A 26,506-nucleotide genomic window follows, 5' to 3' on the forward strand; every position below is an offset into this window, starting at 1 on the left:
CACGGCGCGGGTGGAGGAGAACGTGCAGACGTTCCAGCAGATCGTGGCCTCGACCAACCAGCAGCAGCTGGGGATCGAGCAGGTGATGGGGGCGCTGCAGAACATCCGCCAGGCCAGCCAGCAGACGGCGGCCGGCACCCGGGAGGTCGAGGCGGCCTCGGCCAACCTCACGGACCTCGCCCAGGCGCTGATGGCCCTGGCCGAACGCTACCGGCACTGAGGGCGGGCGCCGCCTTGCCCGCCGACATCCGCCAGCTCCTGCTCGCGGCCTTCGAGGTCGAGCACCGCGAGCACATCACGGCGATCCGGGCCGCGCTCGGCAGCGCGACTCCGGACTGGAACGACGTGTTCCGCCGCGCCCACAGCCTGAAGGGCGCCGCCCGCGCCGTCGACCTGCCCCCCGTGGAGGCGGTCGCCCATCGCCTGGAAACGCTGTTCGAGCGGGTCCGCACCGGCGCGCAGGTTCTCGACCGCGCCGCCGCCAACGCCGTCCAGCTCGCCCTCGACCGGATCGAGACCTACGTTTCCGGCCTTCAGGACGGCGCCGGGCCGGACATGCCCGCCGACGCCCTGTCGGCCTTGGGCCAATGTCTCGGCCTGTCCGAGGAGGCGCCGAAGGCCCCGCCGCCGCCCGCCGCTGCGCCACCCACCGAACCCCCTGCCCCGCCCGCCCCGGCACCGGCTCCCGAGCCGATCGAGTCCGGTGCCGCGATCCTGCGCGTGCCCGGAGAGGCCGTGGAAGCCCTGGCCCGGGCGAGCCACGACCTGACCAGCACCCTGGCGGCCCAGGCTCCTGCGGCCGAGGGTCTGGCGCGCCTCGCCCGGCTCGCCCGGGACATGCGCGCGGGCGCCGAGGCGCTGGCCGCCAGATCCGATGCGGACGGGTCGGACTTGCGGGCGCTGGCGACGCGTCTCGGCGGCTTCGCCCGGGAGGCCGCGGAGCTGTCCCGGCGCCAGGCCGCCGCGACCAGCGCGGTCGAGGGCGCGGCGTTCCGCGTCCGCACCGAGGCCGAGCGCCTCGCCCTGGTACCGGCCGAGACCGTCCTCGGCCCCCTCGCCCGCTCGATCCGCGAGACCGCCCGAGAACAGGGCCGCGACGTCGATCTTGACCTGCGCGGCCTTGATTTGCCGGTGGAGCGCGGCCTGCTCCAGGCCCTGAAGGATCCGCTGCTGCACGCCCTGCGCAACGCCCTCAGCCACGGCTGGCAGAGCCCGGACGTGCGCCGCGCTGCCGGCAAGCCCGAGGCGTTGGCGCTCGGGCTGGAGGTCGCCGTGCGCGGCGCGCGCCTCCAAGTCACCGTGCACGATGACGGGCCAGGGCCGGACCTGCCCCGCATTGCCGCCACCGCCCGCGCCCGCGGGCTACTCGCCCCCGGGGAGGACGCCGATCCCGAGACCCTGCTGCGGCTCGTGTTCGAGCCCGGCTTCTCCACCGCGGAGGCGGTCGATACCCTGTCGGGCCGCGGCTACGGCCTGTCGGTGGCCGCCGACGCGGCCCGCCAGCTGCTCGGCAGCGTCCGCCTGGAACCCCGCGAGCCCGCCGGCACCGCGCTCGTGTTCAGCCTGCCGCTTTCCGCGGCCCGTCGCAGCCTGCTGCTGGTCGAGGCGGCCGGCCGCACCTACGCCCTGCCGGGCGGCGCGGTGGAGCGCCTGCTGCGCCTCGACCGGGCCGAGCTGCCCCTCGCCCTGGGCCGTACGATGGTCCGGATCGGAGAGGGTGAGGCGGCCACGAACCACCCGGTCACCGATCTCACCGAGATTTTGGGACAGGCACCGAATGCCGCCGATCAGGACCCGGCGATCCTGACCGCGGTGCTGCTCCGGGCCGGCGGCAGCCGCCTGGCGCTCGGGGTCGACCGCCTGCACGATGTCCGCGCGCTGCTGGTCCTGCCCGCCCCGTCCTTCGGGGCCGATCCCGGCCTGATCGCCGGCACCGCGGTTCTACCCGGCGACGTGCCAGTGCTGGTCCTGGACCCCGACGGCCTCGCCGCGCGGGCCGCGGCGTCATCGGCCGGGCTTCCCGCCGGAACGATGACGCAGGCTCCACGTTCGACGACCGCGCCCCGCGCCGCCGCGCGGGCGACCATCCTGGTCGTCGACGATTCGATCACCACCCGGACCTTGGAGAAGGGCATCTTGGAAGCCGCCGGCTACCGCGTGGTCGTCTGCGTCGACGGTCAGGACGCCCTCGACCGGCTGCGCGCCGAGATCGAACCCGTGAATCTGGTGCTCGCCGACGTGGAGATGCCGCGCCTCGACGGCTTCGGGCTGCTGAAGGCGCTGCGCGCCGACCCCCGGTTCGCCCGGCTGCCGACGATCCTGATGACGTCGCGCGGGGATGCCGCCGACGTGTCCCGGGGCCTCGACCTCGGGGCGGACGCCTACCTGACCAAGCAGAAATTCGATCAGCGCCAGCTGCTCGACACGATCGGACAGCTGCTATGACGCCGGTCCGGGTGATGCTGGTCGAAGACAGCCTCGTCGTGCGCGAATTGCTGCGCTACATCGTCTCGCGCGATCCCCGGCTGGAACTGGTGGCCGCGGTGGCTTCGGGCGAGGACGCGCTGGCCACCCTCCCGGTCGCGCGGCCGGACGTGATCTCGATGGATATCCGCCTGCCCGGCATCGACGGCCTGGAGACCACGCGCCGGATCATGGCCGAGCAGCCGACCCCGATCGTCGTGGTCGCCGATTCGGTCGAGGATTCCTCGCTCCGGATCTCCATGAACGCCCTGCGGGCCGGCGCCCTCTCGGTGGTCGAGAAGCCCGTGGCCACGACCCATGCCGGCTACGAGGCGGTGGCCGACCAGATCTGCACCCAGCTGCGGATCATGGCCCAGGTCCCGGTGATCCGGCGGCGGCCGATCGGCACCGAATGGGCCGGACGGACCAGCCTGGCCGACTTCGCCGCGCCGGCCGACTTGGCCGGGCAGGCGCCCAGCCTGCTGGCGATTGGCGCCTCGACAGGCGGGCCGCCGGCCCTGGCCCGGGTGATCGGCGCCCTGCCGAAAACATTTCCGCTGCCGGTGCTGGTGGTCCAGCACATGGGCGCGGCCTTTATGGAGGGCTTCGCCAATTGGCTCGACAGCGTCGTCGCCCTGCCGGTCTCGCTGGCGCGGGACGGGGCGCGCGCGGAACCCGGCCACGTCTACGTGGCACCCGGCGACCGCCACCTCGAGATCGGCACCGGCCGGGTGATGCGGGTGGTCGAGACCGAGCCCGTTTCCGGCCAGCGCCCGGCCGCCACCGTGCTGTTCCGCTCGCTGGCGCGCCAGGTCGGCGCCTCGGGGATCGGCGTGCTGCTCACCGGCATGGGCGAGGACGGCGCGGTCGGGCTGGCCGACATGCACCGGGCCGGCGCCCAGACCGTGGCCGAGCACGAGAGCTCCGCGGTGGTCTATGGCATGCCGGCGGCGGCGGTGCGGCTCGGCGCCGCCCGCGCGATCCTGCCCCTCGACCGGATCGGCGACCACGTCCTGCGGCTGGCCGACCCGGGGGCGCGGCCGTGAGCCGGAGCGAGGCCGGCGCCCAGGACGGGCCCGCCCGCATCCTGCTGGTGGAGGATTCGGAGACGCAGGCCCTGGAGCTGCGCCTCCTGCTGGAGGCCCACGGCTTCGCGGTGGAGCGCTGCCCCTCGGCCGAGGCCGCCCTCGACCATCTCAACCGCACCCAACCCGACCTCGTGGTGGCCGATTACCACCTGCCCGGCATGGATGGCGACGAGCTGATCCGCCAGATGCGCCTGTCCCTGCGCACCCGGGCCCTGCCGGTGCTGATGCTCACCGGCGGCGGCGGCGGCGAGCGGAAGGGCCTGGAGAGCGGCGCCGACGCCTACCTGCCGAAATCCGCCGACCGCGACCTGATGATCCTGCGCATCCGCGCCCTGCTGCGCGAGCGCCGGCCCTCCGCCGAGGGCGAGGGGCCGGGTGCCGCCGCGTTCCGGCGCGGGCGGATCCTGGTGATCGACGGCAGCCTGACCTACCGGACCTTCCTGGCGGGCCTGCTCGGGCAGGAGGGCCACCATGTCGCCACCGCCGACGGGCCGGAGGCGGCGCTCGCGGCCCTGGACGGGGTCGGCGAGGATGCGTTCGACTGCGTGACCGTGGACCTGCTCGGCCACGCCTATGACGGCCTGACCCTGTGCCGGGCGATCAGCCAGCGCCGCTCGGGCCAGGCGGCCGGTGCCGGCTTCCACCTCGTCGGCATCGCCGGCAGCGATCCGGCCAAGGACTTTCTGGTCGAGGCTTTCGCGGCGGGCGCCGACGACGTGGTCTCGAAGACCGATGCCGAGGTGCTGGCCTTGCGGGTCCGCGGCTTCGTCCGCCGCCGCCTGCTGGAGGAGGATGACCGCCGCATCGCCGGCCAGTTCGGCGAGCGCGAGCGGGCGGTGGAGCGCGCCCGCGCCGAGGCCGAGGCCTCCGAGGCGCGCGCGCGCCTCGCCGACGCCCTGGAACGGGCCAACCGCGACCTCGCCGACGCCAACCGCCAGATCACCGAGGCCCAGGCCAAGCTGGTCCAGGCCGCCAAGATGGCCTCCCTCGGCGAGCTGGTCGCCGGCATCGCCCACGAGATCAACAACCCCCTGGCCTTCATCCTGGCCCACCAGGGCACGGTCGAGCGCCTGCTCAACGAACTGCCCGATGCGGCCCCGGAGGCGGCCGTCCGCGCCCTCGACAAGGCCCGCCAGCGGGTCGGCTCGATGCGGATGGGGCTGACCCGGATCCAGGACCTCGTGCTCAACCTGCGCAAGTTCTCCCGCCTCGACGAGGGCGAGCGGGCGCTCGTCAACGTGCCCGAGGCGATCGAGACCGTGCTGGCGCTGATCCAGCACAAGCTCGGCGACCGGATCGCGGTGGAGCGCAGCTTCGCCGGCCGGGCCGAGATCCACTGCACCCCGGCGCTGCTCAACCAGGTGGTGATGAACATCCTCGGCAACGCCGCCGACGCCATGCCGGAGGGCGGCATGATCCGGATCGACACCGTCTCGAACCCGGAGGTCGACGAGATTCGGATCAGTGATACTGGTCCTGGTATCCCGGAAGACCTGCGCGAGAAGATCTTCGAGCCATTCTTCACGACAAAGCCCGTGGGTTCAGGCACCGGCTTGGGTCTTGCGATTGCCTACAGCGTCGTTCAGGCGCATAGCGGCTCGCTCACCGTGGAGGCGGCGCCGGACGGGGGAGCCTGCTTCGTGATCGGCATTCCGCGGCAGGCGGCCAACGCATGAGTGAAGGCACGGCAATTCGAGCATTCTCCTCCGCGATGGACACCGGTTCGGTGACGGATACGCATTCTCAGAACGGATCTCGGGCCGGGTTCGAGGGCCCCAGCGGGACGATCCTGGCCGTCGACGACGAGCCGGACATCCTGATCGCCCTGGAGGACCTGTTCGAGGAATCCTACCGGGTGCTGACCACCTCGAACCCGAACGAGGCGCTCGAGATCCTGCACGCCGAGCCCGACATCGCCGTGGTGCTGTCGGACCAGCGCATGCCCGGCCTCACCGGCGACGCCCTGCTGGCCGAGGCCCGCGCCTTCCACGACGCCCAGGCGATCCTGCTCACCGGCTACGCCGACATCACCGCGGTGATCGCGGCCCTCAACCGCGGCGGCATCGTCGGCTACGTCACCAAGCCCTGGGACGCGAGCCTGCTGCGCTCCACGGTCCGGCAGGCCTTCGAGCGCCACCGCCTGGGCCGCGACCTCGCCACAGAGCGGGCGCTGCTGCGCGGGCTCCTCGACCACGCCCAGGACGCGATCAGCTTCAAGGACGCGGACGGCCGGTTCGTGCGGCTCAACGCCCGTAAGGCGACCCTACTCGGCCGGGACGTGTTCAACTGCCTCGGGCAGCGCGAGGGCGACCTCCTCGGCGCGCAGGGCGGCGCGGTGGCTGAGGCGGATGCCGCAGCCATCCGCTCCGGGACGGTCGCCGAGAGCCTGACGAGCGAGGGGCCGGTCGGCGCCGAGCAATGGAGCCACGTGACCCGGGTGCCGATCCGCGACGCCGGCGGCGCGGTCAGCCATCTCGCGGTGATCGAGCGGGACGTCACCGAGCAGCGGACCCTGGAGGCGCGGCTGCGCCAATCCGACAAGATGCAGGCGCTCGGCACCCTGGCCGGCGGCATCGCGCATGATTTCAACAACTTGCTGACCGCGATCCTCGGCAGCCTGGAACTCGCCGCCCCCAAGGTCGCCGAACTGCCGCGGGTGCAGCGCCTGATCGAGAACGCCCGCGGCGCGGCCGAGCGCGGCGCCTCCCTGACCAAGCGCCTGCTGAGCTTCAGCCGCGCCCACGACCTCCAAGCCCGGGCCACCGACGTGAACGCCCTGATCGGCGGGATGAGCGACCTGTTCGGCCGCAGCCTCGGCGGGCTGGTCACCGTCCGGACCGAGCTGGGCGACGACCTGGCCGCCGTCCAGGTCGATCCGGATCAGCTCGAACTCGCCGTGCTCAATCTGTGCATCAACGCCCGGGACGTGATGCCGGACGGCGGCACGATCACCGTCGCCACCCGGCGCCTCGACATCGCGGGCGATCCCGAGATCACCGACGGCTCCTATCTCGGCGTCAGCGTCACCGACGAGGGCACCGGCATCCCGGACGAGATCCTGCGCCGGGTCTGCGAACCGTTCTTCACCACCAAGGCGGTGGGCCAGGGGACCGGTCTCGGCCTCGCCATGGTGTTCGGCCTCGCGCAGCAATCCAAGGGGCGGCTCGCCATCGAGAGCGAGGTCGGCCGGGGCACGCGGGTCGAGCTCGCCCTCCCCTTCGCGGCCGAGGCGCCCGAGCAGGCGGCGCGTGCGCCCGGCGACGCCCCTGTTGCGGCCCGGTCGGCGCGGATCCTGGTGGTCGACGACGACCCGCAGGTCCGGCACGTCACGGCCTCGTTCCTCACCGGCTTCGGCCACGACGCCACCGAGGCCGGCGACGGCGAGACCGCGCTCCAATCCTTCGCCCCCGGCCGGTTCGACCTGATCGTCGCCGACCTCGCCATGCCCGGCATGAGCGGCATCGAACTCGCCGCCGCGATCCGCGACCGCGATCCCAGCCTGCCGGTCCTGATCCTCACCGGCCATGCCGAAGCGATGCAGATCCCCGACGACCTCCCGGTCCTGACCAAGCCGTTCCGCTCGGCGGATCTGGCGAGCCGGGTCTCGGATCTTCTGGATGGGGCTGATCCGGGGCGAGGGTGACCTAAACCGTCATTGCAAGCGTAGCGAAGCGACCCAGTGATCCGCTACGGTTTGGGAGCGCGCGCCGCCCTGGGTTGCTTCGCTGCGCTCGCAATGACGGGGCGGATGGGAACCACCCCGTTGCCGGCTCATTGACCCTCCACGGAGCCTCGTGGCTCCGGGTTACGAACGCGGAGGTGAACCATGAGCAATCACGGTATCTTCCCAGGCAGGCGGCGCGATGCCGACCCGGATCAGGACGATCCGCCCAACAAGAATCAGCAGGGATAGGGGTTTCGGAACCGCGACGCGGTCGAGTTCCCGGTCAGTCCGACACTGACCGCCAAGGGCGAGCTCCCGCAACGATCCGAAACGTGGACCCTGCTTCAGACCCGTCGGCGCAAGCCGGCGGGTTCTTTTTTGGCCGCTCTCCAGAACGAAGAAGCCGCCCCGGATGACCCGGGGCGGCTTCTTTCAAACGCAATCTGTTGAGCTGTGGCTCAGGCTGCCTCGGCAACCTCGACCTGGCCCGAATCCTTGCCGCGGGCGTCGACGTCGCGCTCGACGAACTCGATCACGGCGAGCGGGGCGTTGTCGCCCTTGCGGAAGCCGGCCTTCATGATGCGGAGGTAGCCGCCCGGACGACCGGCGTAGCGCGGGCCGATCACGGCGAAGAGCTTCTTGACCATGTCGGCATCGCGTAGCTGCGCCATGGCAAGACGGCGGGTGTGGACGCTGTCGATCCGGCCGAGGGTGACAAGCTTCTCGACCACGGGACGCAGGTCCTTGGCCTTCGGCAGGGTGGTGACGATCTGCTCGTGCTTCAGCAGGGCGACCGACATGTTGGCGAACATCGCCTTGCGATGCTCGGCGGTGCGGTTGAAGCGACGGCCGCGATAACCGTGACGCATGGTGCTGGCTTCCTTCTCTTCTCGGCCGCCGTGCCACGGTACGGCCGGGCGCCCCAACAGCGGGGCCATTCATTCCGCATAACCCCGCGGCGGGATTTTATTTGGCCTTCGCGTCGTGACCGCGAAGTCCCGGATCTGGATCGGCCAAACAGACGGCGCCGATCAGCGCCGCCAAGTCCGGCCCGAGGCGGCTTCGCCTCAGTAGTGCTCTTCGAAGCGCTTAGCGAGATCTTCGATGTTCTCCGGCGGCCAGCCGGGGATGTCCATGCCCAGGTGCAAGCCCATGCCGGCCAGCACTTCCTTGATCTCGTTGAGCGACTTGCGGCCGAAGTTCGGAGTCCGCAGCATCTCGCCTTCGGACTTCTGGATCAGGTCGCCGATGTAGACGATGTTGTCGTTCTTCAGGCAGTTCGCCGAGCGGACCGACAGCTCCAGCTCGTCGACCTTCTTGAGCAGCGCCGGGTTGAAGGGCAGCTGCGGCGCGAGCGGCGCGGCCTCTTCCTTGCGCGGATCCTCGAAGTTCACGAAGACCTGCAGCTGGTCCTGGATGATCCGCGCCGCATAGGCGAGCGCGTCCTCCGGGCCCACGGCGCCGTTGGTCTCGATCGTCATCGTCAGCTTGTCCTTGTCGAGATCCTGGCCCTCACGGGTGGTCTCGACGCGGTAGCTGACCTTGGTGACCGGGGAGAACAGCGAGTCCACCGGGATCAGGCCGATCGGCGCGTCCTCGGGGCGGTTGCGCTCGGCCGGGACGTAGCCCTTGCCGGTGGCGACCGTGAACTCCATGCGGATCTCGGCGCCGTCGTCCAGCGTGCAGATCACCAGTTCCGGGTTCAGGATCTGAATGTCGCCGACCGTGCCGATATCGCCGGCCGTGACGGTGCCCGGGCCGGTCTTGCGCAGGGTCATGCGCTTGGGCGCATCGGTCTGCGACCGGATCGCGATGGTCTTGATGTTCAGGACGATGTCGGTGACGTCCTCGCGGACGCCCGGGATCGAGGAGAACTCGTGCAGCACGCCGTCGATCTGCACCGAGGTCACCGCCGCGCCCTGGAGCGAGGACAGGAGCACGCGCCGCAGGGCGTTGCCGAGCGTGGTGCCGAAGCCGCGCTCAAGCGGCTCGGCCACGACCGTGGCGACCCGCTTCGGGTCGTCGCCGGTCGAGACCTGCAGCTTGTTCGGCTTGATCAGTTCCTGCCAGTTCTTCTGAATGACCACGATCCTACCTCTCGTCCATGCTCGGGATCCGCGACGCCCGTCCCCGCGCTTCGGCCGTCCGGCGCCGCCCCCTGGCGCCCCGAACGGTCCCTGAATGCAAAGTCTATTACTCGCCGCCGACCCAGAGAGCCGGCACGAAGCAGTAGCCCGCCCCATCCCGGTCCACGTAGCCCAGCGCCGGGAATTCGAGATGCGCCCCGGCGATGAAGGTCCGGTCGCTGGCGACCTCGTCCATGATGGTCTTGCGCGTCGCCCGCGCCTGGTCGCCATCGACGTCGAATCCGACACCCGCCTCCGGGTTCTTGAACTGGATCGCGGGCAGGTGCACCACATCCGTCCACATCAGCAGCGACTGTCCACCGGAGACGATGCGGAAACCGCAATGTCCCGGGGTGTGGCCCGGCAGGTGAACGGCCGTGATGCCCGGCAGCACCTCGCCGCCCCGATGCTCGCGCATCCGCTTAGCGTAGGGCGCCACCGCCTTGCGGGCGCCCTCGAAATACGGCTTGGCCTCGTCCGGCGCCCGGGAGAGCGCTTCGTCGGTGAGCCAGTGGGCCGTCTCGTCGGCGTGGACCACGATCTCGGCGTTCGGGAACCGGGCCGCCCCGTTCGTCACCAGACCGCCGACATGGTCGGGATGCAGGTGCGTGACCAGGACGGTCTCGATCTCCTCCGGCTTGACGCCGGTGAGCGCCAGCGCCGTGCTGAACCGTCCCAGGGTCTCCACCGGGGCGAAATCGCCGTAGCCCGTATCGATCAGCACCGGCTTGCGGCCGGCGCCCGTGATCAGGAAGGCGTTCAGCGTGATCTTGGGTTGCTCGGTGCGGAAGCCCGCGACCTGCAGCTTGCCGGCTTCGTCCTTCGGGATCCCCGTGACGAGATCGAGGCTGGCCTGAAACCAGCCGTCATTGAGCGCGGTGACCGTGAGGTCGCCGAGGTTCCAACGCAGCACGCCCGGAAGCGGCTTCGATCCCGTCATGAGCTTCTCCGTCAAACCGGTTGGTTCAGACCCGACGACGCTTGCGCGGACGGCAGCCGTTGTGCGGGATCGAGGTCACGTCGCGGATCGAGGTGACCGTGAAGCCCGCGGCCTGAAGGGCGCGCAGGGCCGACTCACGACCCGAGCCCGGGCCGGACACCTCGACCTCGAGGGTGCGCATGCCGTGCTCAGAGGCCTTGCGGGCTGCGTCCTCGGCGGCCACCTGGGCGGCGTACGGCGTCGACTTGCGCGAGCCCTTGAAGCCCATCGCGCCGGCGGACGACCACGAGATCGTGTTGCCCTGCGCGTCCGTGATGGTGATCATCGTGTTGTTGAACGAGGCGTTCACGTGGGCGACGCCCGACACGATGTTCTTGCGTTCGCGCCGGCGGACGCGTTGCGGTTCCTTAGCCATTCTCGTCTCACTCTTCCTTCAAGCGCGCCCGTAATTCCAGGCGCTCGGGATTCTGTTTGGGACTGGGCCGGCGCGCCCGTGCAGGGCGGTCGAGCCTGCGCCGGGATCCCTGTGGGACACCCAGCGCGACGGAAAGAAGGCCGAGCGAAGCACGGCCTTCCAACGACGAAAAATTATTTCTTCTTGCCGGCGATCGGCTTCGCCTTGCCCTTGCGGGTGCGGGCGTTGGTGTGGGTGCGCTGGCCGCGGACCGGCAGCTGCTTGCGGTGACGCAGGCCGCGATAGGCGCCCAGATCCATCAGGCGCTTGATGTTCATCGAGACTTCGCGGCGCAGGTCGCCCTCGACGATGTAGTCGCGGTCGATCGTCTCGCGGATCTGAAGCACCTCGGCGTCGGTGAGCTGGTTCACCCGGCGCTCGGCGGGGATGTTCACCTTCTGGGTGATCTCCTCGGCCTTCTTGGCGCCGATACCGTGGATGTACTGGAGCGCGATGACGACGCGCTTGTTGGTCGGGATGTTGACGCCTGCGATACGGGCCATGATCACGCTCCATATGAGGCCCGGAAACCGGGCGGTGCTCGCGCGCGTCCGGTGGAGGCCGGCCCCTGCGCGCGCCAAACGACAACGTGGCCCGGGGGCGGCCCTGGACAGGGCACCTCGGACCAGCGATCGATTGGACGAAGGACGGCCTGCTAGCGTGCGCAGGACCATATGTCAACGACCCGTGAACGATCGGCCGTGCCGCCATGCGTCGCGCGCGGACCGGACAGGGATCCACCCAGGAGCACAGATGTCGGTTCTGACCAGCGACGGCGCCACCCTGCGGGCCTTCGCCGATTCGGTCCTCCGGGCGGCCGAGGAGAATGCCGAGGAGGTCACGCCGGTGATCCTGGCGGTGACCGGGGGCATCCTCACCGAGGCCGAGCCCGGCTCGATCGCGTTCCAGGAGGAGGATGACGGCCCCGGCCTGCTCTGGGCCACCTTCGCCGGCCGCCGGATGGTGTTCCGCTACAACGGCATGACCGCGATGGTCGAGCTGCGCGACGGCCGCACCGACGGCAACCCTACCCGCCTCTTCGGCCGCCGGGCGCTGCCGATGGATGTCGTGAACTTCTTCGGGGCGCTGCGGGCGGAACGGCGCGCCGAGCTCTGACGCGGCTCTCTCAGCGGAAGCGCTGGCTCTGGAACCGGCAATAGCCGCCTGTATTCCGGTAGCCCGCCGGGCAGCGGCGAACACAGGCCCCCGCTGCGTACTTGAGCGGCGGCCGACACGCGTTCCGGAAGCGCTTCTCGCCATACACGAAGGATTGCGCCGGGCTCTGCGCGGCAGCCGGGAGCGGTGTCACCACGATGGCGACCAAGAGCAGGCTCACGGGGATGCGGAGGACGGTCATGGAGGGGGATCCCGGTCGGGTCTGCCCCTCAACCTCCGATTTGAACTGAGGTTCACCGATGGATCCGCCGGCAGGCTGCTCGAAGCCGTGCCGTGCCGGCGATCCTGTCAGGACGCGACGCGTTCCGCGTGCGGCTCCAGCAGTCCCATGATCTCGGTGGTCACCGTATCGATCGGCTGCATGCCGTCCACGGTCTGGAGCAGGCCGGTCTTGGCGTAATAGTCGGAGAGCGGCGCCGTCTGGGCCCGGTAGGCCTCCAGGCGCTGCTTGAACACCTCGGGGGTGTCGTCCTTGCGCACCGCCTGGCCGCGGGCTTGGGTCTCGGCGGCACGCTTCTCGATGCGCCCGACCAGCGCGTTCTCATCAACCTTGAACTCGATGACCGCGTCGAGGTCCATGCCCTTGCCGGCCAGCATGGAGCTGAGCGCCTCGGCCTGGGCGACGGTGCGGGGGAAGCCGTCGAGGATGAAGCCGCCCTTCGCGTCGGGCTCCTCGATCCGGTCGGCGACGATGCCGACCACGATCCGGTCGGAGACCAGGCCGCCCGATTCCATCACGGCCTTGGCCTCCAGGCCCACCGGCGTGCCAGCAGCCACCGCGGCGCGCAGCATGTCGCCCGTGGACAGCTGCGGGATGCCGAAGCGCTGTACGATCCGCTCGGATTGCGTCCCCTTCCCCGCGCCGGGGGGGCCGAGCAGAATGATGCGCATGGCGTTGTCCTCGTCCGGCCCGACTCTCTCCGGGCCCAAGCGGCGGGTGGCGAAGCCTCCCCGGCATCGCCCGTCTCATGTTTTTCTATCTGGTCCCGTGCCGGGAGGCATCCGGACCTTTTGGTCAGAGGCAGGCGCGTCGGTGGCTTCGTCCCGCCTCTGTAACAGGGTCAGCGGCGGCGTTGCGTGGTCGAGGCGCCACGCAGCTTGGCCTTCTTCACGAGGCCCTCGTATTGATGGGCCATCAGGTGCCCGTGGATCTGGGCGACCGTATCCATGGTCACCGAGACCACGATCAGCAGCGAGGTGCCGCCGAAGCCGAGGCTCGCCGAGGCGTAGGAGGACAGGATCTCCGGGCACAGGCAGACCAGGGTCAGGTACAGGGCGCCGATCACCGTGATCCGGGTCAGCACCTTGTCGATGAAGGCCGCGGTGCGCTCGCCCGGCCGGATGCCCGGGATGAAGCCGCCATGCTTCTTCAGGTTGTCCGCCGTCTCCTGTGGGTTGAACACCACCGCGGTGTAGAAGAACGTGAAGAAGATGATCAAAGCCGCGTAGAGCGCCATGAAAAGCGGCGTGCCGTGGCCCAGATAGGCGGTGATGGTCCCCAGCCAGCCGGTGCTGCCACCGTTCGCCGAGAAGCTTGCCGCGGTCGCCGGCAGGAGCAGCAGCGACGAGGCGAAGATCGGCGGGATCACGCCCGAGGTGTTGAGCTTGAGCGGCAGGAACGAGGTCTGGCCCTCGTACATGCGATTGCCGACCTGGCGCTTCGGGTAGTTGATCAAGAGCCGGCGCTGGGCGCGCTCCATGAACACGATGAAGTAGACCAGCACCACGGCGGCCACGGCGACGCCCAGGATGATCAGCGGCGAGAGCGCGCCGGTGCGGCCCAGCTCAAGCGCGCCCGCGATTGCCACAGGCAAGTGGGCGACGATGCCGGCGAAGATGATCAGCGACGAGCCGTTGCCGATGCCCCGCGAGGTGATCTGCTCGCCGACCCACATCAGGAACAGGGTGCCGCCGGTGAGCGTGATCACCGTCGAGGCCAGGAAGAACGGGCCGGGATCGATCGCGGCCGACGAGCTCTGCAGGCCGATCGCGATGCCCCAGGACTGCACCAGCGCCAGCACCACCGTGAGGTAGCGGGTGTACTGGTTGATGACCTTGCGGCCGGACTCGCCCTCCTTCTTCAGGGCCTCCAGGCTCGGGATCACCGAGGTGAGCAGCTGAACGATGATCGAGGCCGAGATGTACGGCATGATGTTGAGGGCGAAGATCGCCATGCGCTCGACGGCACCGCCGGAGAACATGTTGAACAGCCCGAGCACGCCGCCAGCCTGCTGCTGAAAGTTGCGGGCGAACTGCTCCGGATCGATGCCGGGAATCGGGATGTAGGTCCCCAGCCGGAACACCACGAGGGCGCCCAAGGTGAACCAGATGCGCTTCTTCAGCTCATCGGCCTTGGCGATCGCCCCGAAGTTGAGGTTGGCGGCAAGCTGCTCGGCTGCTGAGGCCATAAGCGTCGCGTCCTGGGAATGTCGCCGGGCCAAGCGTGCCCGGATGAAATGAAAACGGCGGCCCGCGTGGTCGCAGGGCCGCCGCTCGAAGGATCGGCTTAAAGGCTCCGCGGGGCCCGTGCAACGGGACCCTGCGTCGCTCTTAGGCCGGCCGTCAGGCCGTGGCCTCGGCCTTTGCGCCGCCACGGTGCGAAACACCCGTCGCGAACGCGACGGTGACCGAACCGCCGGCCTTCTCGACCGCCTCGATGGCGGACTTGGAGGCGCGGGTGACCTCGAAGCTGAGCTTCTCGGTCAGCTCGCCGACGCCGAGCAGCTTCACGCCGTCGCGGGGACGGGCGATGATGCCGGCAGCCACCAGGGTCTCGATCGTGACGGTCGCCGCCTTGTCGAGCTTGCCGGCGTCCACCGCCTCCTGGATCCGGCCGAGGTTCACCTCGTTCAGGTCCTGGGCGTAGAGGTTGTTGAAGCCGCGCTTCGGCAGGCGCCGATGCAACGGCATCTGACCGCCCTCGAAGCCCTTGATGGACACGCCGGTCCGGGCCTTCTGACCCTTCACGCCGCGGCCGGCGGTCTTGCCCTTGCCGGAGCCGATGCCCCGGCCGACACGCATCCGGTTCTTGGTAGCGCCGGGATTGTCGCTGATTTCGTTGAGCTTCATCGGTGCCTCCTCACGCCACGTCGCCGTGGACGCGCACGAGGTGCGCAACCTTGCGGATCATGCCGCGCACGGAGGGAGTATCCTCCAGCTCGGACACGCGGTGGAGCTTGTTGAGCTTCAGGCCGATCAGCGTCTGGCGCTGGCTGGCCTCCTGGCGGATCGGCGAACCGATCTGCTCGATACGGACGGTCTTCTGTGCCATCGGACCCTCCCCTTACGCGACCGCAGCTTCGGACTGGTCGGCCGGATCGGCGTCGCGGCGACGGGCCTGGAGGCTCGACACCTTGATGCCGCGGCGGGCCGCCACGGAGCGCGGGCTGTCCTCGTTCTTGAGCGCCTCGAAGGTGGCACGCACGAGGTTGTAGGGGTTGGACGAGCCGAGCGACTTGGCGACGACGTCCTGCATGCCGAGCGTCTCGAACACGGCGCGCATCGGGCCGCCGGCGATGATGCCGGTACCCTGCGGAGCCGCGCGGAGGATCACTTTGCCGGCGCCGTGACGGCCGTTGACGTCGTGGTGGAGGGTCCGGCCCTCACGCAGCGACACCCGGATCAGGCCACGCTTGGCCGCCTCGGTGGCCTTGCGGATCGCCTCAGGCACCTCACGGGCCTTGCCGTGGCCGAAGCCGACGCGGCCCTTCTGGTCGCCGACGACGACGAGGGCTGCGAAGCCGAAGCGACGGCCACCCTTCACCACCTTGGCGACGCGGTTGATGTGGACGAGCTTGTCCACGAATTCGCTGTCGCGCTCCTCGCGCTCATCGCGGCGGCCGCGGCCCCCGCCTTCCCGTTCACGTGCCATGTTGTCTAACCTATCTCACTAGCGCGGATCCTCGGATCCGCTCGCTCGATTCCCCTCGCCGGAAACGGGAGGGAATGGCCGCGCGGGTATCATTCCGCGCGGAGAGAGTTCCTTAGAACTCCAGGCCACCCTCGCGGGCGGCTTCGGCGACGGCCGCGACGCGACCGTGGTAGATGTAGCCGGAGCGGTCGAAGATCACCTTCGTGACGCCCGCGGCCTTGGCGCGCTCGGCCACCAGCTTGCCCACCGCCTTGGCGGCGGCGACGTCGGCGCCGGTCTTGAGTTCACCCTTGAGTGCCTTGTCGATCGACGAGGCGGCGGCCAGCGTCTTGCCGGCGACGTCGTCGATGACCTGCACGTAGATCTGCTTCGACGAGCGGAACACCGAGAGCCGCGGACGGCCGTTGGCGGCCGCCCGCAGCGCGCGACGGACGCGCGCCTTGCGGCGATCGAGGGCTTCGAGCTTGCGAGACATGATGCCCTCCTTACTTCTTCTTGCCTTCCTTGCGGAAGATGAACTCGCCCGCGTACTTCACGCCCTTGCCCTTGTAGGGCTCGGGTCCGCGGTAATCGCGGATCTCGGCGGCGACCTGACCGACTTGCTGGCGGTTGATCCCGGTGATCGTGATCTCGGTGGGCTTCGGGGTAACGATCGTGATCCCGGCGGGGATCGCGTATTCGATGTCGTGGCTGTAGCCGAGCGACAGCTTGAGGGCCTTGCCGGCCATCGCCGCACGATAACCGACGCCCGTGATCTCGAGCTTCTTCTCGAAGCCCTTCGACACGCCCTCGGCGATGTTGGCGATCTGGGCCCGCGACGTGCCCCAGAGGGACCGGGCGGGCTTCGACTGGTTGACCGGCTCGACCGAGATCGCGCCGTCCTTCATCTCCACGCTGACCAGCGTGGGGACGTCGAACTGCAGCTCGCCCTTCGAGCCCTTCATCTTCACCGTCTGACCGGTGACGGTGGCGGTGACGCCGGCCGGCACGGGAACGGGCTTCTTGCCTACGCGAGACATGGGATAACCTCCTCCGTCCCGATCAGAATACGGTGCAGAGCACTTCACCGCCGACGTTGCGCTCGCGCGCCTCGTGGTCGGCCATGACGCCCTGCGGTGTGGAGACGATGGTGACGCCGAGGCCGTCGGCCACGTGCGGCAGATCACCGACAGACGAGTAGACCCGACGGCCGGGCTTCGACACGCGCTTGATCTCGCGGATCACCGGGCGACCGTCGTAGTACTTGAGCTCGATGGCGAACTCGGTGCGGCCGTTGCCGAGGTCGGTCGCCGCGTAGTCGCGGATGTAGCCCTCGGACTTCAGCACGTTCAGGACGTTGGCGCGCAGGCGCGAGCCGGGCGTCTGAACGACGTTGCGACGGCGCAGCTGGCCGTTGCGGATACGGGTGAGCATGTCACCCACGGGATCGTTGACCATGGGGACCTCCTTACCAGCTCGACTTGACCAGGCCGGGGATCAGGCCCCGGTTGCCAAGCTCCCGCAGCGCGATGCGCGAGATGCCCATCTTACGGTAGAACGCGCGCGGACGGCCGGTCATGCCGCACCGGTTCCGGATGCGGGTGGCGGACGAGTTGCGCGGCAGCTCCGCGAGCTTGAGGCGCGCCTCGAAGCGCTCCTCCATCTCGAGGGCATCGTTGTTGGCGATGTCCAGCAGCGCCTTACGCTTGGCCGCGAAACGCTTCACCAGCGTCTTGCGGGCCTCATTCTTCTCGACTGAGCTTTTCTTCGACATGTGGTCTATCTCCGGTGTCCGCGTATGAAGCGCGAAGGCCTCACTGCCGGAACGGGAACTGGAAGGCGGCGAGCAGTGCCTTGGCCTCGGCATCGGTCTGGGCGGTGGTCGCCACGACGATGTCCATGCCCCACATCTGCTCGGCCTTGTCGTAGGAGATCTCCGGGAACACGAGGTGCTCCTTAAGACCCAGGGCGTAGTTGCCGCGGCCGTCGAACGAGCGCGGGTTCAGGCCGCGGAAATCGCGGACGCGCGGCAGCGCGATCGTGATCAGGCGATCCATGAACTCGTACATGCGCTGCTTGCGCAGCGTGACCTTGCAGCCGATCGGCATGCCTTCGCGGACCTTGAAGGTCGCAATGGCCTTGCGGGCCCGGGTGATCACCGGCTTCTGGCCGGCGATGAGCGCGAGGTCGCCGGCCGCCACGGTCGCCTTCTTGGAGTCCGCGGTGGACTCGCCGACGCCCATGTTGATGACGATCTTCTCGATCTGCGGAACCTGCATCGGGTTCTTGTACCCGAACTCCTCGATCAGCTTCTGGCGCACGACTTCGTCGTAGTGCTTGCGCAGGCGCGGGGTGTAGGCGTTCTTGTCGGCCTCAGCCATCGATCTGATCCCCCGTGCTCTTGGCGAATCGGACCTTGCGCCCGTCTTCGAGGATGCGGAAACCCACGCGGGTCGGCTTGCCGTTGGCATCGGCGACCGCGATGTTCGAGAGTTGGATGGCGGCCTCCTTGGAGATGATCCCGCCTTCCTGGTTCTGGGTCTGCTTCTGGTGCTTCTTGACCAGGTTGATGCCGCGCACGAAAGCCCGGCCTTCCTTCGGCAGAACCTGAATGACCTCGCCCGAGCGACCGGAGTCGCGACCGGTGAGTACGACGACCTTGTCGCCCTTCTTGATCTTGGCTGCCATCACAGCACCTCCGGCGCCAGCGAGATGATCTTCATGTGGTTGCGCGCGCGCAGTTCGCGCGGCACCGGTCCGAAGATGCGGGTGCCGATCGGCTCCTTCTGATTGTTGATCAGGACCGCAGCGTTCTTGTCGAAGCGGATCACCGATCCGTCGACGCGCTTCACGGCCTTGGCCGTGCGAACGACGACCGCCTTCATGACGTCGCCCTTCTTGACGCGACCGCGCGGGATCGCCTCCTTGACCGACACGACGATCACATCGCCAACGCCGGCATACTTCCGCTTCGACCCGCCGAGTACCTTGATGCACATCACACGGCGTGCACCAGAGTTGTCGGCGACGTCCAGATTCGTCTGCATCTGGATCACGTGCGTGACTCCTTGTTTCAGGCGGGTTTCCGCACGCGGGCGGTATTGCCCGGCGGACGACGCCTGATGGGGATCTGATGTCCCCGGCTCATGGTATAGACCGCGCTTGCGGCGTCAGAAGACGCCGGCGCGGTCACCGCGTTCACAGGGTGCGAGCACCCATCGGAATGTCGCGAAGGCCGGGCGGATACTACGGGCGGGCCCGGAAGGCAAGCCGATCGCGGCAAATTCGCCGGTCCGGCCGAGAGTTGCCGGGGCGATTCGGGCTCGGGCGTTGCGCGATGTGCGGGCGGGGCCGATCGACGGCTTATCGATGGGCGCTGGCCGAGTCGACGGCGCGTGCGCGCATCGCATTCCGGCGGTGGCTGGGCAGGCAGATGGCGCAGCCGGCGGGTGGGGACGACACAACAGCCATGCCCGCCGCGCAGGCGAGCGCGCCGGGCCGGTTACCTTTTAAGCTCAGGACCTCAGAACGGCTGGCCAGCCGATTCGAACAAAAAATCGTCGAGGCTCGGGATCGTCACGGCGCTGCCGAAGGCCGGCTTCGACAGGCGCCAGGGGCGCTCGGACCGGGCGCGAATCGCCTCGGACGGGCGCAGGCGCCGCATGCCGCCATCCTCGGTGACCTCCTCGATGGTGAGGAAGCCGTAGACCTGGAGGCGCGAGGCGGTGAGCTTGATCTCACGATCCTCGGCGGCGACGATCATGCTGCCGGTGGCGTAGACCGCGTCCATGAGCGAGCGCTGCTCGCTGCGGCGGCGGTTGCGGGCGTCCCGCTCGCCGGCCGCGGAGGCGGGGGCGATCCGCCGGAAGGGGACGACGTTGCTGACCGCGACGCAACCCATACGCAACATCCTCGATACGCACTGAGGCCGGCCCGAAGGCCGCCCGACGATCGGGACATTTCGACGGTTCGCTTTAATCTTCCGTAGACCGTGATGCGAGGCCCCTGCCCCGATCCGGCACGTTGCTGGCTCGGCACGCCCTTGGAGACGGTCGCGCTGTGCCCGCGACGACCAAGCCGACTCAGTTTGAGATGAGGATGGAGGGGCCTCCGTCAGGCCCTGCCCGCGCGCGGCAGGCGACGCGGTCTAGCAACCAGCGCAGCAAACCGATCGACCACCAGGCAGAGGCATCCGTAGACGGCGCCGACAAACAAAAAAATCTCGGCCGGGTAGACCATGGCGCGGTTGTTCACCTGCGTCGCCACGAAGGAGAGTTCGGGCACGCCGATCACGTAGGCGAGCGAGGTGTCCTTGATCAGCGTGGTCCACTGGTTGACGAAGGACGGCGCCATGGCCGGCAGCGCCCGGGGCAAGATGATGACCCGTAGGACCTGCCAGCGGCCGAAGCCCAGGGCCAGGCCGGCCTCCCACTGGCCGCGGCCGATGCTCTCGATTCCGGCCGCCACCGCGTAGGACAGGTAGGCGCCGCCCACCAGCGACAGGGCCGTCACCACGGTGTCGGTCTCCGGGATGGCGAAGCCGAACAGGACCGGCAGCAGGAAGTAGCTCCAGAAGATCAGCATCACGATCGGGACGGCCCGGAACAGCCCGAGCCCCAGGGTCAGGGCGCGCCGTGTCCGTCCGCCGCTCATCGCCAGCGCGATCCCGAGGACGAGCCCCAGGAAAGCCGAGGCGAGGCCGGAGGCGGCCGAGAGAATCATCGTCAGCATCAGCCCGCCCACCGGCCCGTCCGGCCAGGCGCCGGCCAGCAGGTAGCCGAGATTGTCGGCGATGACGGAAACATTCACCGGCGAGCGGCTCCCGCTGGGTCCCGGCGCGCGATGGCGTGGCCGGCCGTCTCGACCGCAGCGACGGCCCCGACATAGAGGAGTGTCGCGATGCCGAAGGCCTGGAAGGCCTGGAACGTCTCGGTCTCCACCTCCCGCGAGGCGTAGGACAGTTCGGCGAGGCCGATGGTCATGGTCAGCGACGTGTTCTTGATGGTGTTGAGGTACTGGCCGACCACCGGCAGCCAGGCGATTCGCAGCGCCTGCGGCAGCGCGATGTGGCGGAAGACCTGGAAGTCGGTCAGGCCGAGGGCGAGCGCGGCTTCCCGCTGGGCGGGCCGGACACCGTTGAGTCCGGCGCGGCATTCCTCGGCGATGTAGGCGGCGGCGTAGAGCGTCAGGCCGAAGAAGCCGGCCAGCGTCTCGTAGGCGGGCCAGCGCAGATCCGCCGGACCCAGAGGAAGGCTGTGCGGGCTGTTCAGCCAAGCGGTGAGCCAGGCCGGCATCAGGGCGGCAGCGCCGAAATACCAGAAGAACAGCTGCACCAGGAGCGGCGTGTTGCGGATGAGGCCCACGCAGGCGGCGGTCCCCGTCTCCGCGAGCCGGCCCCCTGTTTCCCGCAGGCAGCAGAGGGCGAGGCTGAGGATCGTCCCGGCCAAGCACACGGCAGCCGACAGGGCCAGGGTGACCCCAAAACCTTGCAGCAGCCAGATCAAGTAACGCGGCGCCAGGAGATCGCCAAAGAGGCTCACCGGGGGTCTAGCTGTGGTCGCCGATCCGGAACAAGCGCGGCAGCGGCTGGTCCGACTTGGGACCGAACCAGCGGTCATAGATCGCTGCCGCCTTGCCGCTGGCTTCCAGCTCCCGGAGGGTCTCGTTCACGACCTCGCGGAGGCGGGTCTCCCCCTTCGGGATGCCGACGCCGATATAGTCGTTCGAGATCGAGAAGGCCGGAACCTCGTAGTTCTCTTTATCCGGAACCTTCGCCAGCAGGCCCACGAGCTTGGGCCCGTCCTGCGTGATCGCCTGGACGTTGCCGTTACGCAGGGCCGCGAAGGCGAACGGCGTGTCGTCGAAGGCCACCACGGTCGCCTTCGGGAAGTCGCGGCGCAGGACGATCTCGTTGGTGGTGCCCTTGTCGGCGCCGATGCGCAGGCCGTTCAGCTGGTCGGGCGCGGTGAGCGTGCCCTTCTTGGCCAGGAATTGCTGGCCGGAGGCGAAGTACGGGATGCTGAAATCGAGCTGCTTGGCGCGCTCCTCCGTGATCGTGAAGTTTGCCAGCACCAGATCGACCTTGCCGGAGGTCAAGAGCGGGATGCGGTTGGCCGGGTTGGTCGGGCGCAGATCGAGCTTCACGCCGATCTTGTCGGCGATCGCCTTCGCGTAATCGACGTCGAGGCCGGCGATCTGCTTGGTGTTCGGATCGACGAAGCCGAAGGGCGGGTTGCTGTCAAAGGCCGCGACCCGCAGCACGCCGGCCTTCTTGATGTCGTCGAGGCGGTCGGCTTGCGCGGCCCCGACGGAGAGAAGTGTTGCCAGGGCGAAAGTCAGTAGGCGACGCACGGATATCTCCTGGTGTTGAGGCTTCTCAAGGCTCGCCGCGGGTCGAGACCGGCCGCACGAATCATGGTTTCGGGATCGCCCGGACCGACCCCCGTGCCCTCTCCAGGCCGGAGGCAAGAAGTGGGCACTTCGAAGCGGTGCAGTCCTCAGGATTGCGCCTCGGCAGTCCGACGGGGTCGCGACGAAGCCGGCGGCCGACCGTCAGGGCGCTGGGGCTACGGCGATCCATGAGGACCGGCGAAGGCCGGGCCGCGGATCGAGGGCAAATCCCAACATCGAAGTGCCGCAGACATAAGGGTTCCAGAATAAAAGCCCGCGATTCGCAGATGAAGCAAATCAGTTCTTCGGGGCATCTCCAAAGAGAAGCCTCGGAACTTCACGACTCGCACAAAGATGATGGCGCATCTGCGCGGGAGCAATCAACAGCATCCCATTCCGTTTCTCAGCGGCCGGAAAGAAGAAGCTCAGCACGAAGCTTAGCGCTGGACGGAGATTATTTCGGCGCCCTCGGATCAACCCGTGGCGACCGCCACGGCTTCCCATCACGCGCGACACGGCTGGCGATGTAAGGTGTGTCCTGAAACAAGGGCGCGATCGGCGTCAGCTCTGTTGGAAGCCGCGCAGCAGCCAAGGGGGCATCGGACGCCACCAGGGCGCAGGGCTCGTCCCGCGGCGGTCTTTGCCCCACGCCGCGTCCCGGATAAAAGGCCGGACATCACCAGCTTCGCAGTCAGCGGAGCGGCTCAATCGTTCCGCTCCGTGACGGGTCGTTAACCGGTCATGGGGCGCAGTTTTCTGCCGCGACCGCATTGACCTGCGCGTTAACCGCGGCTAGAAGCGCCCCACTTCGGACGGCCCTTGGCTGCCGACGGCCCTTGGGTATGACCCACGGCGCCGCGATCGCTCCGAGCGATCCGAAGGCTCAAATCGCCTGACGCTCTAAGTCAGATCCGTAGGTACGAGCGCGTTCGTTTCGGGCGTGCTCCTCTGCCCACACCGCGCCGAGGGTCTGTGACAGGACCTCCGGCGCATATTCGTTTTGCGGATTGCCTTGGGCAATCCGGCCAAGGTGACCGAGGAAGAGGGCACAGGATGCCGACGATCAACCAGCTGATCGCCCAGCCGCGGAAGATCCAGCGGAGCCGCAACAAGGTTCCGGCGCTTGACGCTTGCCCGCAGAAGCGCGGCGTCTGCACCCGGGTCTACACGACGACCCCGAAGAAGCCGAACTCGGCCCTTCGTAAGGTCGCCAAGGTCCGCTTGACCAACGGCTTCGAGGTGATCGGCTACATCCCGGGTGAGGGTCACAACCTTCAGGAGCACTCGGTCGTCATGATCCGCGGCGGCCGCGTGAAGGATCTTCCGGGTGTGCGCTACCACATCCTGCGCGGCGTGCTCGACACGCAGGGCGTGAAGAACCGCAAGCAGCGCCGGTCCAAGTACGGCGCCAAGCGGCCGAAGTAAGATCGCCGGCCGGAGTTTATCCGGTCGCGCAAAGGCCTTTCCACGGCCTCGTAAGGATGTCGCCGGCTTCATCAAAAGAGCCAAGGCGGCCTGCGCGAGGTGCTTAAGTCAGACTCGTTTGAGAGTTTAAGAGATGTCCCGTCGTCACTCTGCCGAGAAGCGTGAGATCATCCCGGACCCGAAGTACGGGGACGTGGTGCTGACGAAGTTCATGAATTCGATCATGTACGAGGGCAAGAAGTCGACCGCCGAGCGGATCGTCTACGGCGCCTTCGACATCGTCGAGAACCGCGCCCGGGCCAACCCGATCGAGGTGTTCCGCGCCGCGCTCGACAACGTCGCCCCGATGATCGAAGTGCGCTCCCGGCGCGTCGGCGGCGCGACCTACCAGGTCCCCGTCGAGGTTCGGACCGAGCGCCGTCAGGCCCTCGCCATCCGCTGGCTGATCCAGGCCGCCCGGTCGCGCAACGACCGCACCATGATCGAGCGGCTCTCCGCCGAGCTGCTCGACGCCGCGAACAACCGCGGCAACGCCGTCAAGAAGCGGGAAGATACGCACCGGATGGCTGAAGCCAACCGCGCCTTCTCGCACTACCGCTGGTAAGCGGTTCCGCCGTCTCTCAGGAGCAATCCGATGCCCCGCACGCACGCGATCGAGGACTACCGCAACTTCGGCATCATGGCCCACATTGATGCTGGGAAGACCACGACGACGGAGCGGATCCTCTACTACACCGGAAAGTCGCATAAGATCGGCGAAGTCCATGACGGCGCCGCCACCATGGACTGGATGGAGCAGGAGCAGGAGCGCGGCATCACGATCACGTCCGCCGCCACGACGTGCTTCTGGCGCGAGAAGCGCCTGAACATCATCGACACCCCCGGCCACGTCGACTTCACCATCGAGGTCGAGCGCAGCTTGCGTGTGCTCGACGGCGCCGTCTGCGTGCTCGACGGCAACCAGGGCGTCGAGCCCCAGACCGAGACCGTCTGGCGCCAGGCGGACAAGTACGACGTGCCGCGCGTCGTGTTCGTCAACAAAATGGACAAGATCGGCGCCGACTTCTTCAAGTGCGTGGCCGACATCATCGACCGCGTCGCCGGCAAGCCCGTTTGCCTGCAGCTGCCGATCGGCTCGGAGTCGAACTTCAAGGGTGTGATTGACCTCATCAAGATGAAGGCGATCGTCTGGTCCGGCGAGACGCTGGGCGCAGACTTCTCCGAGGTCGAGATCCCTGAGGACCTCAAGGATCAGGCCGTGGAGTACCGCGGCAAGCTGGTCGAGGCCTGCGTCGAGCTCGATGACGAGGCCATGATGGCCTATCTCGACGGCACCGAGCCGGATGCCGCGACGATGCACAAGCTCGTGCGTCGCGCCGTGCAGCTGCGCGCCTTCCATCCGGTGCTCTGCGGCTCGGCCTTCAAGAACAAGGGCGTGCAGCCCCTGCTCGACGCGGTGGTGGATTACCTCCCCTCCCCGGCCGATCGCGGCGACGTCGAAGGCCTCGATTTCAAGACCGAGGAGCCGGTGGTCCGTCACCCGACGGATTCCGATCCCTTCTCCATGCTCGCCTTCAAGATCATGGACGATCCCCACGTCGGCACGATCACGTTCTGCCGCGTGTACTCGGGCAAGATCGAGTCGGGCGCCAATGTCATCAACTCGACGCGCGACAAGAAGGAGCGCGTCGGCCGCATGCTCCTGATGCACGCCAACAACCGTGAGGACGTCAAGGAAGCCTTCGCGGGCGACATCGTCGCGCTGGCCGGCCTCAAGGACACCCGCACCGGCGACACCCTGTGCGATCCGCAGAAGGCCGTGATCCTGGAGCGCATGGAGTTCCCGGAGCCGGTGATCGAGATCGCCGTCGAGCCGAAGTCGAAGGCCGATCAGGAGAAGCTCGGCATCGCGCTCGCCAAGCTCGCCGCCGAGGATCCGTCCTTCCGGGTCTCCACGGACCAGGAATCCGGCCAGACCATCCTCAAGGGGATGGGCGAGCTGCACCTGGACATCAAGGTCGACATCCTGCGCCGGACCTACAAGGTCGACGCGAATATCGGCCAGCCGCAGGTGGCCTACCGTGAGAAGCTGACCCGTCGTCAGGAGATCGACTACACCCACAAGAAGCAGACCGGCGGTACCGGCCAGTTCGCTCGGGTGAAGTTCATCGTCGAGCCGAACGAGCCGGGTGCGGGCTTCTCGTTCGAGTCGAAAGTCGTCGGCGGCTCGGTGCCCAAGGAATACATCCCGGGCGTCGAGAAGGGCCTCAACTCGGTCCTGGGCGCCGGCGTGCTCGCGGGCTTCCCGGTGGTCGACATCAAGGTCGAGCTGATCGACGGCGCCTACCACGACGTCGATTCGTCGGCGCTCGCCTTCGAGATCGCGTCCCGCGCCGCTCTGCGCGAGGCGCTCCAGAAGGGCGGTTCGGTCCTGCTAGAGCCGGTGATGAAGGTCGAGGTCGTCTCGCCGGAAGATTACACCGGCTCGGTCATCGGCGACCTGAACTCCCGCCGTGGCCAGATCCAGGGCCAGGACATGCGCGGCAACGCCAATGTCATCAACGCGATGGTGCCGCTGGCCAACATGTTCGGCTACGTGAACAACCTGCGCTCCATGTCGCAGGGCCGGGCGAACTTTACCATGCAGTTCGACCACTACGAAGAGGTGCCGCGCGGCGAGGCCGACAAGGTCATCGCCAAGTACGCTTAAGGCTACGCCTGAACCACCTCTTCATCCGCAACACGATTTCGAATTCTAGGAGGCTCTGATGGGCAAGGAAAAGTTCGCTCGCACCAAGCCGCACTGCAACATCGGCACGATCGGTCACGTCGACCACGGCAAGACGTCGCTGACGGCGGCGATCACGAAGGTCCTGGCGGAGACGGGCGGGGCGACGTTCACGGCCTACGACCAGATCGACAAGGCGCCG

The 26,506-nt window shown here is 68.4% G+C and carries 31 protein-coding genes and 1 pseudogene; 10 read left to right on the forward strand and 22 right to left on the reverse strand.

The genetic code is table 11. The annotated features are described in order from the left end of the window. The 5 genes and pseudogenes from MKL20_RS09620 to MKL20_RS09640 all read left to right on the forward strand — a co-directional run. A pseudogene (locus MKL20_RS09620) lies at window positions 1–220 on the forward strand (chemotaxis protein); the annotation flags it as partial. A 14-nt stretch (window positions 221–234) separates the two neighbouring features. Continuing rightward, on the forward strand, window positions 235–2,445 hold the full coding sequence (locus MKL20_RS09625; RefSeq protein WP_244036489.1) for a response regulator: 2,211 nt from the start codon (window positions 235–237) through the stop codon (window positions 2,443–2,445). After that, complete coding sequence (gene cheB / locus MKL20_RS09630; RefSeq protein WP_244036490.1) at window positions 2,442–3,509, forward strand: chemotaxis-specific protein-glutamate methyltransferase CheB; 1,068 nt, start codon at window positions 2,442–2,444, stop codon at window positions 3,507–3,509. The genes MKL20_RS09625 and cheB overlap by 4 nt, the downstream gene beginning before the upstream one ends. Continuing rightward, window positions 3,506–5,227, forward strand: coding sequence for a response regulator (locus MKL20_RS09635; RefSeq protein WP_244036491.1), 1,722 nt, complete (start codon window positions 3,506–3,508; stop codon window positions 5,225–5,227). Before cheB ends, MKL20_RS09635 begins: the two co-directional genes overlap by 4 nt. Further along, entirely contained in the window at window positions 5,224–7,194 is a 1,971-nt protein-coding gene (locus MKL20_RS09640) for a response regulator (RefSeq protein ID WP_244036492.1), read from the forward strand. Before MKL20_RS09635 ends, MKL20_RS09640 begins: the two co-directional genes overlap by 4 nt. A gap of 479 nt (window positions 7,195–7,673) precedes the next feature. Here MKL20_RS09640 and rplQ read toward each other — a convergent pair whose 3' ends face one another. The 5 genes from rplQ to rpsM all read right to left on the reverse strand — a co-directional run bounded on the left by rplQ (window position 7,674) and on the right by rpsM (window position 11,238). Next, window positions 7,674–8,084: a 50S ribosomal protein L17 gene (gene rplQ / locus MKL20_RS09645; protein ID WP_244036493.1), complete on the reverse strand. Its 411-nt coding sequence runs from the start codon at window positions 8,082–8,084 to the stop codon at window positions 7,674–7,676. A 198-nt stretch (window positions 8,085–8,282) separates the two neighbouring features. Continuing rightward, on the reverse strand, window positions 8,283–9,302 hold the full coding sequence (locus MKL20_RS09650; protein ID WP_007557610.1) for a DNA-directed RNA polymerase subunit alpha: 1,020 nt from the start codon (window positions 9,300–9,302) through the stop codon (window positions 8,283–8,285). A 106-nt stretch (window positions 9,303–9,408) separates the two neighbouring features. Then, window positions 9,409–10,281: an MBL fold metallo-hydrolase gene (locus tag MKL20_RS09655; protein ID WP_244036494.1), complete on the reverse strand. Its 873-nt coding sequence runs from the start codon at window positions 10,279–10,281 to the stop codon at window positions 9,409–9,411. Window positions 10,282–10,306: 25 nt separating this feature from the next. Further along, window positions 10,307–10,696, reverse strand: coding sequence for a 30S ribosomal protein S11 (gene rpsK / locus MKL20_RS09660; RefSeq protein WP_007557606.1), 390 nt, complete (start codon window positions 10,694–10,696; stop codon window positions 10,307–10,309). 173 nt (window positions 10,697–10,869) lie between these two features. After that, the gene (gene rpsM / locus MKL20_RS09665; protein ID WP_007557604.1) at window positions 10,870–11,238 is read right to left on the reverse strand and encodes a 30S ribosomal protein S13; all 369 of its coding nucleotides are present in this window, start codon (window positions 11,236–11,238) and stop codon (window positions 10,870–10,872) included. A gap of 250 nt (window positions 11,239–11,488) precedes the next feature. Between rpsM and MKL20_RS09670 the strand changes: the two genes are divergently transcribed. Continuing rightward, entirely contained in the window at window positions 11,489–11,851 is a 363-nt protein-coding gene (locus MKL20_RS09670; RefSeq protein ID WP_244036495.1) for a hypothetical protein, read from the forward strand. A 10-nt stretch (window positions 11,852–11,861) separates the two neighbouring features. Here MKL20_RS09670 and MKL20_RS09675 read toward each other — a convergent pair whose 3' ends face one another. The 17 genes from MKL20_RS09675 to MKL20_RS09755 form a co-directional block, all read right to left on the reverse strand. Continuing rightward, entirely contained in the window at window positions 11,862–12,092 is a 231-nt protein-coding gene (locus tag MKL20_RS09675; protein ID WP_244036496.1) for a hypothetical protein, read from the reverse strand. Between the two features lie 107 nt (window positions 12,093–12,199). Next, the gene (locus tag MKL20_RS09680) at window positions 12,200–12,802 is read right to left on the reverse strand and encodes an adenylate kinase (RefSeq protein WP_244036497.1); all 603 of its coding nucleotides are present in this window, start codon (window positions 12,800–12,802) and stop codon (window positions 12,200–12,202) included. A gap of 170 nt (window positions 12,803–12,972) precedes the next feature. After that, window positions 12,973–14,319 (reverse strand): preprotein translocase subunit SecY, encoded by a 1,347-nt coding sequence (secY, locus tag MKL20_RS09685; RefSeq protein WP_243965518.1) that lies wholly within the window; start codon window positions 14,317–14,319, stop codon window positions 12,973–12,975. Between the two features lie 154 nt (window positions 14,320–14,473). After that, window positions 14,474–14,980: a 50S ribosomal protein L15 gene (gene rplO, locus MKL20_RS09690; RefSeq protein WP_244036498.1), complete on the reverse strand. Its 507-nt coding sequence runs from the start codon at window positions 14,978–14,980 to the stop codon at window positions 14,474–14,476. Between the two features lie 10 nt (window positions 14,981–14,990). Then, window positions 14,991–15,182 carry a 50S ribosomal protein L30 gene (rpmD, locus tag MKL20_RS09695; protein ID WP_007557591.1) on the reverse strand — a complete coding sequence of 64 codons (192 nt, stop codon included), beginning with the start codon at window positions 15,180–15,182 and terminating at the stop codon, window positions 14,991–14,993. 12 nt (window positions 15,183–15,194) lie between these two features. Further along, window positions 15,195–15,782, reverse strand: coding sequence for a 30S ribosomal protein S5 (rpsE, locus tag MKL20_RS09700; protein WP_007557588.1), 588 nt, complete (start codon window positions 15,780–15,782; stop codon window positions 15,195–15,197). 112 nt (window positions 15,783–15,894) lie between these two features. Beyond that, complete coding sequence (gene rplR / locus MKL20_RS09705; RefSeq protein ID WP_010686176.1) at window positions 15,895–16,257, reverse strand: 50S ribosomal protein L18; 363 nt, start codon at window positions 16,255–16,257, stop codon at window positions 15,895–15,897. A 10-nt stretch (window positions 16,258–16,267) separates the two neighbouring features. Next, on the reverse strand, window positions 16,268–16,801 hold the full coding sequence (gene rplF / locus MKL20_RS09710; protein WP_147853152.1) for a 50S ribosomal protein L6: 534 nt from the start codon (window positions 16,799–16,801) through the stop codon (window positions 16,268–16,270). Between the two features lie 22 nt (window positions 16,802–16,823). Next, window positions 16,824–17,219, reverse strand: a complete 396-nt coding sequence (gene rpsH / locus MKL20_RS09715) for a 30S ribosomal protein S8 (protein WP_007557585.1) — start codon at window positions 17,217–17,219, stop codon at window positions 16,824–16,826. A gap of 10 nt (window positions 17,220–17,229) precedes the next feature. After that, window positions 17,230–17,535 carry a 30S ribosomal protein S14 gene (gene rpsN, locus MKL20_RS09720; RefSeq protein WP_147853153.1) on the reverse strand — a complete coding sequence of 102 codons (306 nt, stop codon included), beginning with the start codon at window positions 17,533–17,535 and terminating at the stop codon, window positions 17,230–17,232. A gap of 40 nt (window positions 17,536–17,575) precedes the next feature. Next, window positions 17,576–18,142 (reverse strand): 50S ribosomal protein L5, encoded by a 567-nt coding sequence (gene rplE / locus MKL20_RS09725; RefSeq protein WP_147853154.1) that lies wholly within the window; start codon window positions 18,140–18,142, stop codon window positions 17,576–17,578. Beyond that, entirely contained in the window at window positions 18,135–18,449 is a 315-nt protein-coding gene (gene rplX, locus MKL20_RS09730) for a 50S ribosomal protein L24 (RefSeq protein WP_007557581.1), read from the reverse strand. Before rplX ends, rplE begins: the two co-directional genes overlap by 8 nt. Further along, on the reverse strand, window positions 18,449–18,817 hold the full coding sequence (gene rplN / locus MKL20_RS09735) for a 50S ribosomal protein L14 (protein WP_007557579.1): 369 nt from the start codon (window positions 18,815–18,817) through the stop codon (window positions 18,449–18,451). The genes rplX and rplN overlap by 1 nt, the downstream gene beginning before the upstream one ends. A 467-nt stretch (window positions 18,818–19,284) precedes the next feature. Then, window positions 19,285–19,662, reverse strand: coding sequence for a hypothetical protein (locus tag MKL20_RS09740; protein WP_092039090.1), 378 nt, complete (start codon window positions 19,660–19,662; stop codon window positions 19,285–19,287). A gap of 212 nt (window positions 19,663–19,874) precedes the next feature. Further along, window positions 19,875–20,570, reverse strand: a complete 696-nt coding sequence (locus tag MKL20_RS09745) for an amino acid ABC transporter permease (RefSeq protein WP_244036499.1) — start codon at window positions 20,568–20,570, stop codon at window positions 19,875–19,877. Then, window positions 20,567–21,301 (reverse strand): amino acid ABC transporter permease, encoded by a 735-nt coding sequence (locus MKL20_RS09750; RefSeq protein WP_244036500.1) that lies wholly within the window; start codon window positions 21,299–21,301, stop codon window positions 20,567–20,569. Before MKL20_RS09750 ends, MKL20_RS09745 begins: the two co-directional genes overlap by 4 nt. Before the next feature lie 7 nt (window positions 21,302–21,308). Beyond that, window positions 21,309–22,112, reverse strand: a complete 804-nt coding sequence (locus tag MKL20_RS09755) for an ABC transporter substrate-binding protein (protein ID WP_244036501.1) — start codon at window positions 22,110–22,112, stop codon at window positions 21,309–21,311. A gap of 1,092 nt (window positions 22,113–23,204) precedes the next feature. On the opposite strand from MKL20_RS09755, the gene rpsL reads away from it, so the two are divergent. The 4 genes from rpsL to MKL20_RS09775 form a co-directional block, all read left to right on the forward strand. Next, window positions 23,205–23,576, forward strand: a complete 372-nt coding sequence (gene rpsL, locus MKL20_RS09760; RefSeq protein WP_007557568.1) for a 30S ribosomal protein S12 — start codon at window positions 23,205–23,207, stop codon at window positions 23,574–23,576. 133 nt (window positions 23,577–23,709) lie between these two features. Then, the gene (rpsG, locus tag MKL20_RS09765) at window positions 23,710–24,180 is read left to right on the forward strand and encodes a 30S ribosomal protein S7 (protein WP_007557567.1); all 471 of its coding nucleotides are present in this window, start codon (window positions 23,710–23,712) and stop codon (window positions 24,178–24,180) included. 30 nt (window positions 24,181–24,210) lie between these two features. Continuing rightward, a complete protein-coding gene (gene fusA / locus MKL20_RS09770) occupies window positions 24,211–26,286 on the forward strand; it encodes an elongation factor G (RefSeq protein WP_243965524.1) in 2,076 nt (691 codons plus the stop codon). Between the two features lie 58 nt (window positions 26,287–26,344). Continuing rightward, on the forward strand, window positions 26,345–26,506 hold a 162-nt coding region (locus tag MKL20_RS09775; RefSeq protein WP_243965529.1), incomplete at its 3' end, for a GTP-binding protein.

Source organism: Methylobacterium sp. E-066, assembly GCF_022829635.1.
In the GTDB taxonomy this organism is placed as follows: Bacteria; Pseudomonadota; Alphaproteobacteria; order Rhizobiales; family Beijerinckiaceae; genus Methylobacterium.

Coding starts and splice junctions, on each gene's coding strand:
- MKL20_RS09670 (WP_244036495.1), top strand. CDS start 11,489: ATGTCGGTTCTGACCAGCGACGGCGCCACCCTGCGGGCCTTCGCCGAT.
- rpsK (WP_007557606.1), bottom strand. CDS start 10,696: ATGGCTAAGGAACCGCAACGCGTCCGCCGGCGCGAACGCAAGAACATC.
- rplQ (WP_244036493.1), bottom strand. CDS start 8,084: ATGCGTCACGGTTATCGCGGCCGTCGCTTCAACCGCACCGCCGAGCAT.
- rpsM (WP_007557604.1), bottom strand. CDS start 11,238: ATGGCCCGTATCGCAGGCGTCAACATCCCGACCAACAAGCGCGTCGTC.
- rplF (WP_147853152.1), bottom strand. CDS start 16,801: ATGTCTCGCGTAGGCAAGAAGCCCGTTCCCGTGCCGGCCGGCGTCACC.
- MKL20_RS09740 (WP_092039090.1), bottom strand. CDS start 19,662: ATGGGTTGCGTCGCGGTCAGCAACGTCGTCCCCTTCCGGCGGATCGCC.
- MKL20_RS09680 (WP_244036497.1), bottom strand. CDS start 12,802: ATGCGCATCATTCTGCTCGGCCCCCCCGGCGCGGGGAAGGGGACGCAA.
- MKL20_RS09655 (WP_244036494.1), bottom strand. CDS start 10,281: ATGACGGGATCGAAGCCGCTTCCGGGCGTGCTGCGTTGGAACCTCGGC.
- fusA (WP_243965524.1), top strand. CDS start 24,211: ATGCCCCGCACGCACGCGATCGAGGACTACCGCAACTTCGGCATCATG.
- MKL20_RS09675 (WP_244036496.1), bottom strand. CDS start 12,092: ATGACCGTCCTCCGCATCCCCGTGAGCCTGCTCTTGGTCGCCATCGTG.
- rpmD (WP_007557591.1), bottom strand. CDS start 15,182: ATGGCACAGAAGACCGTCCGTATCGAGCAGATCGGTTCGCCGATCCGC.
- rpsG (WP_007557567.1), top strand. CDS start 23,710: ATGTCCCGTCGTCACTCTGCCGAGAAGCGTGAGATCATCCCGGACCCG.
- rplO (WP_244036498.1), bottom strand. CDS start 14,980: ATGAAGCTCAACGAAATCAGCGACAATCCCGGCGCTACCAAGAACCGG.
- rplR (WP_010686176.1), bottom strand. CDS start 16,257: ATGTCTCGCAAGCTCGAAGCCCTCGATCGCCGCAAGGCGCGCGTCCGT.
- rpsN (WP_147853153.1), bottom strand. CDS start 17,535: ATGTCGAAGAAAAGCTCAGTCGAGAAGAATGAGGCCCGCAAGACGCTG.
- rpsL (WP_007557568.1), top strand. CDS start 23,205: ATGCCGACGATCAACCAGCTGATCGCCCAGCCGCGGAAGATCCAGCGG.
- cheB (WP_244036490.1), top strand. CDS start 2,442: ATGACGCCGGTCCGGGTGATGCTGGTCGAAGACAGCCTCGTCGTGCGC.
- secY (WP_243965518.1), bottom strand. CDS start 14,319: ATGGCCTCAGCAGCCGAGCAGCTTGCCGCCAACCTCAACTTCGGGGCG.
- rpsH (WP_007557585.1), bottom strand. CDS start 17,219: ATGGTCAACGATCCCGTGGGTGACATGCTCACCCGTATCCGCAACGGC.
- rpsE (WP_007557588.1), bottom strand. CDS start 15,782: ATGGCACGTGAACGGGAAGGCGGGGGCCGCGGCCGCCGCGATGAGCGC.
- rplE (WP_147853154.1), bottom strand. CDS start 18,142: ATGGCTGAGGCCGACAAGAACGCCTACACCCCGCGCCTGCGCAAGCAC.
- MKL20_RS09640 (WP_244036492.1), top strand. CDS start 5,224: ATGAGTGAAGGCACGGCAATTCGAGCATTCTCCTCCGCGATGGACACC.
- rplX (WP_007557581.1), bottom strand. CDS start 18,449: ATGGCAGCCAAGATCAAGAAGGGCGACAAGGTCGTCGTACTCACCGGT.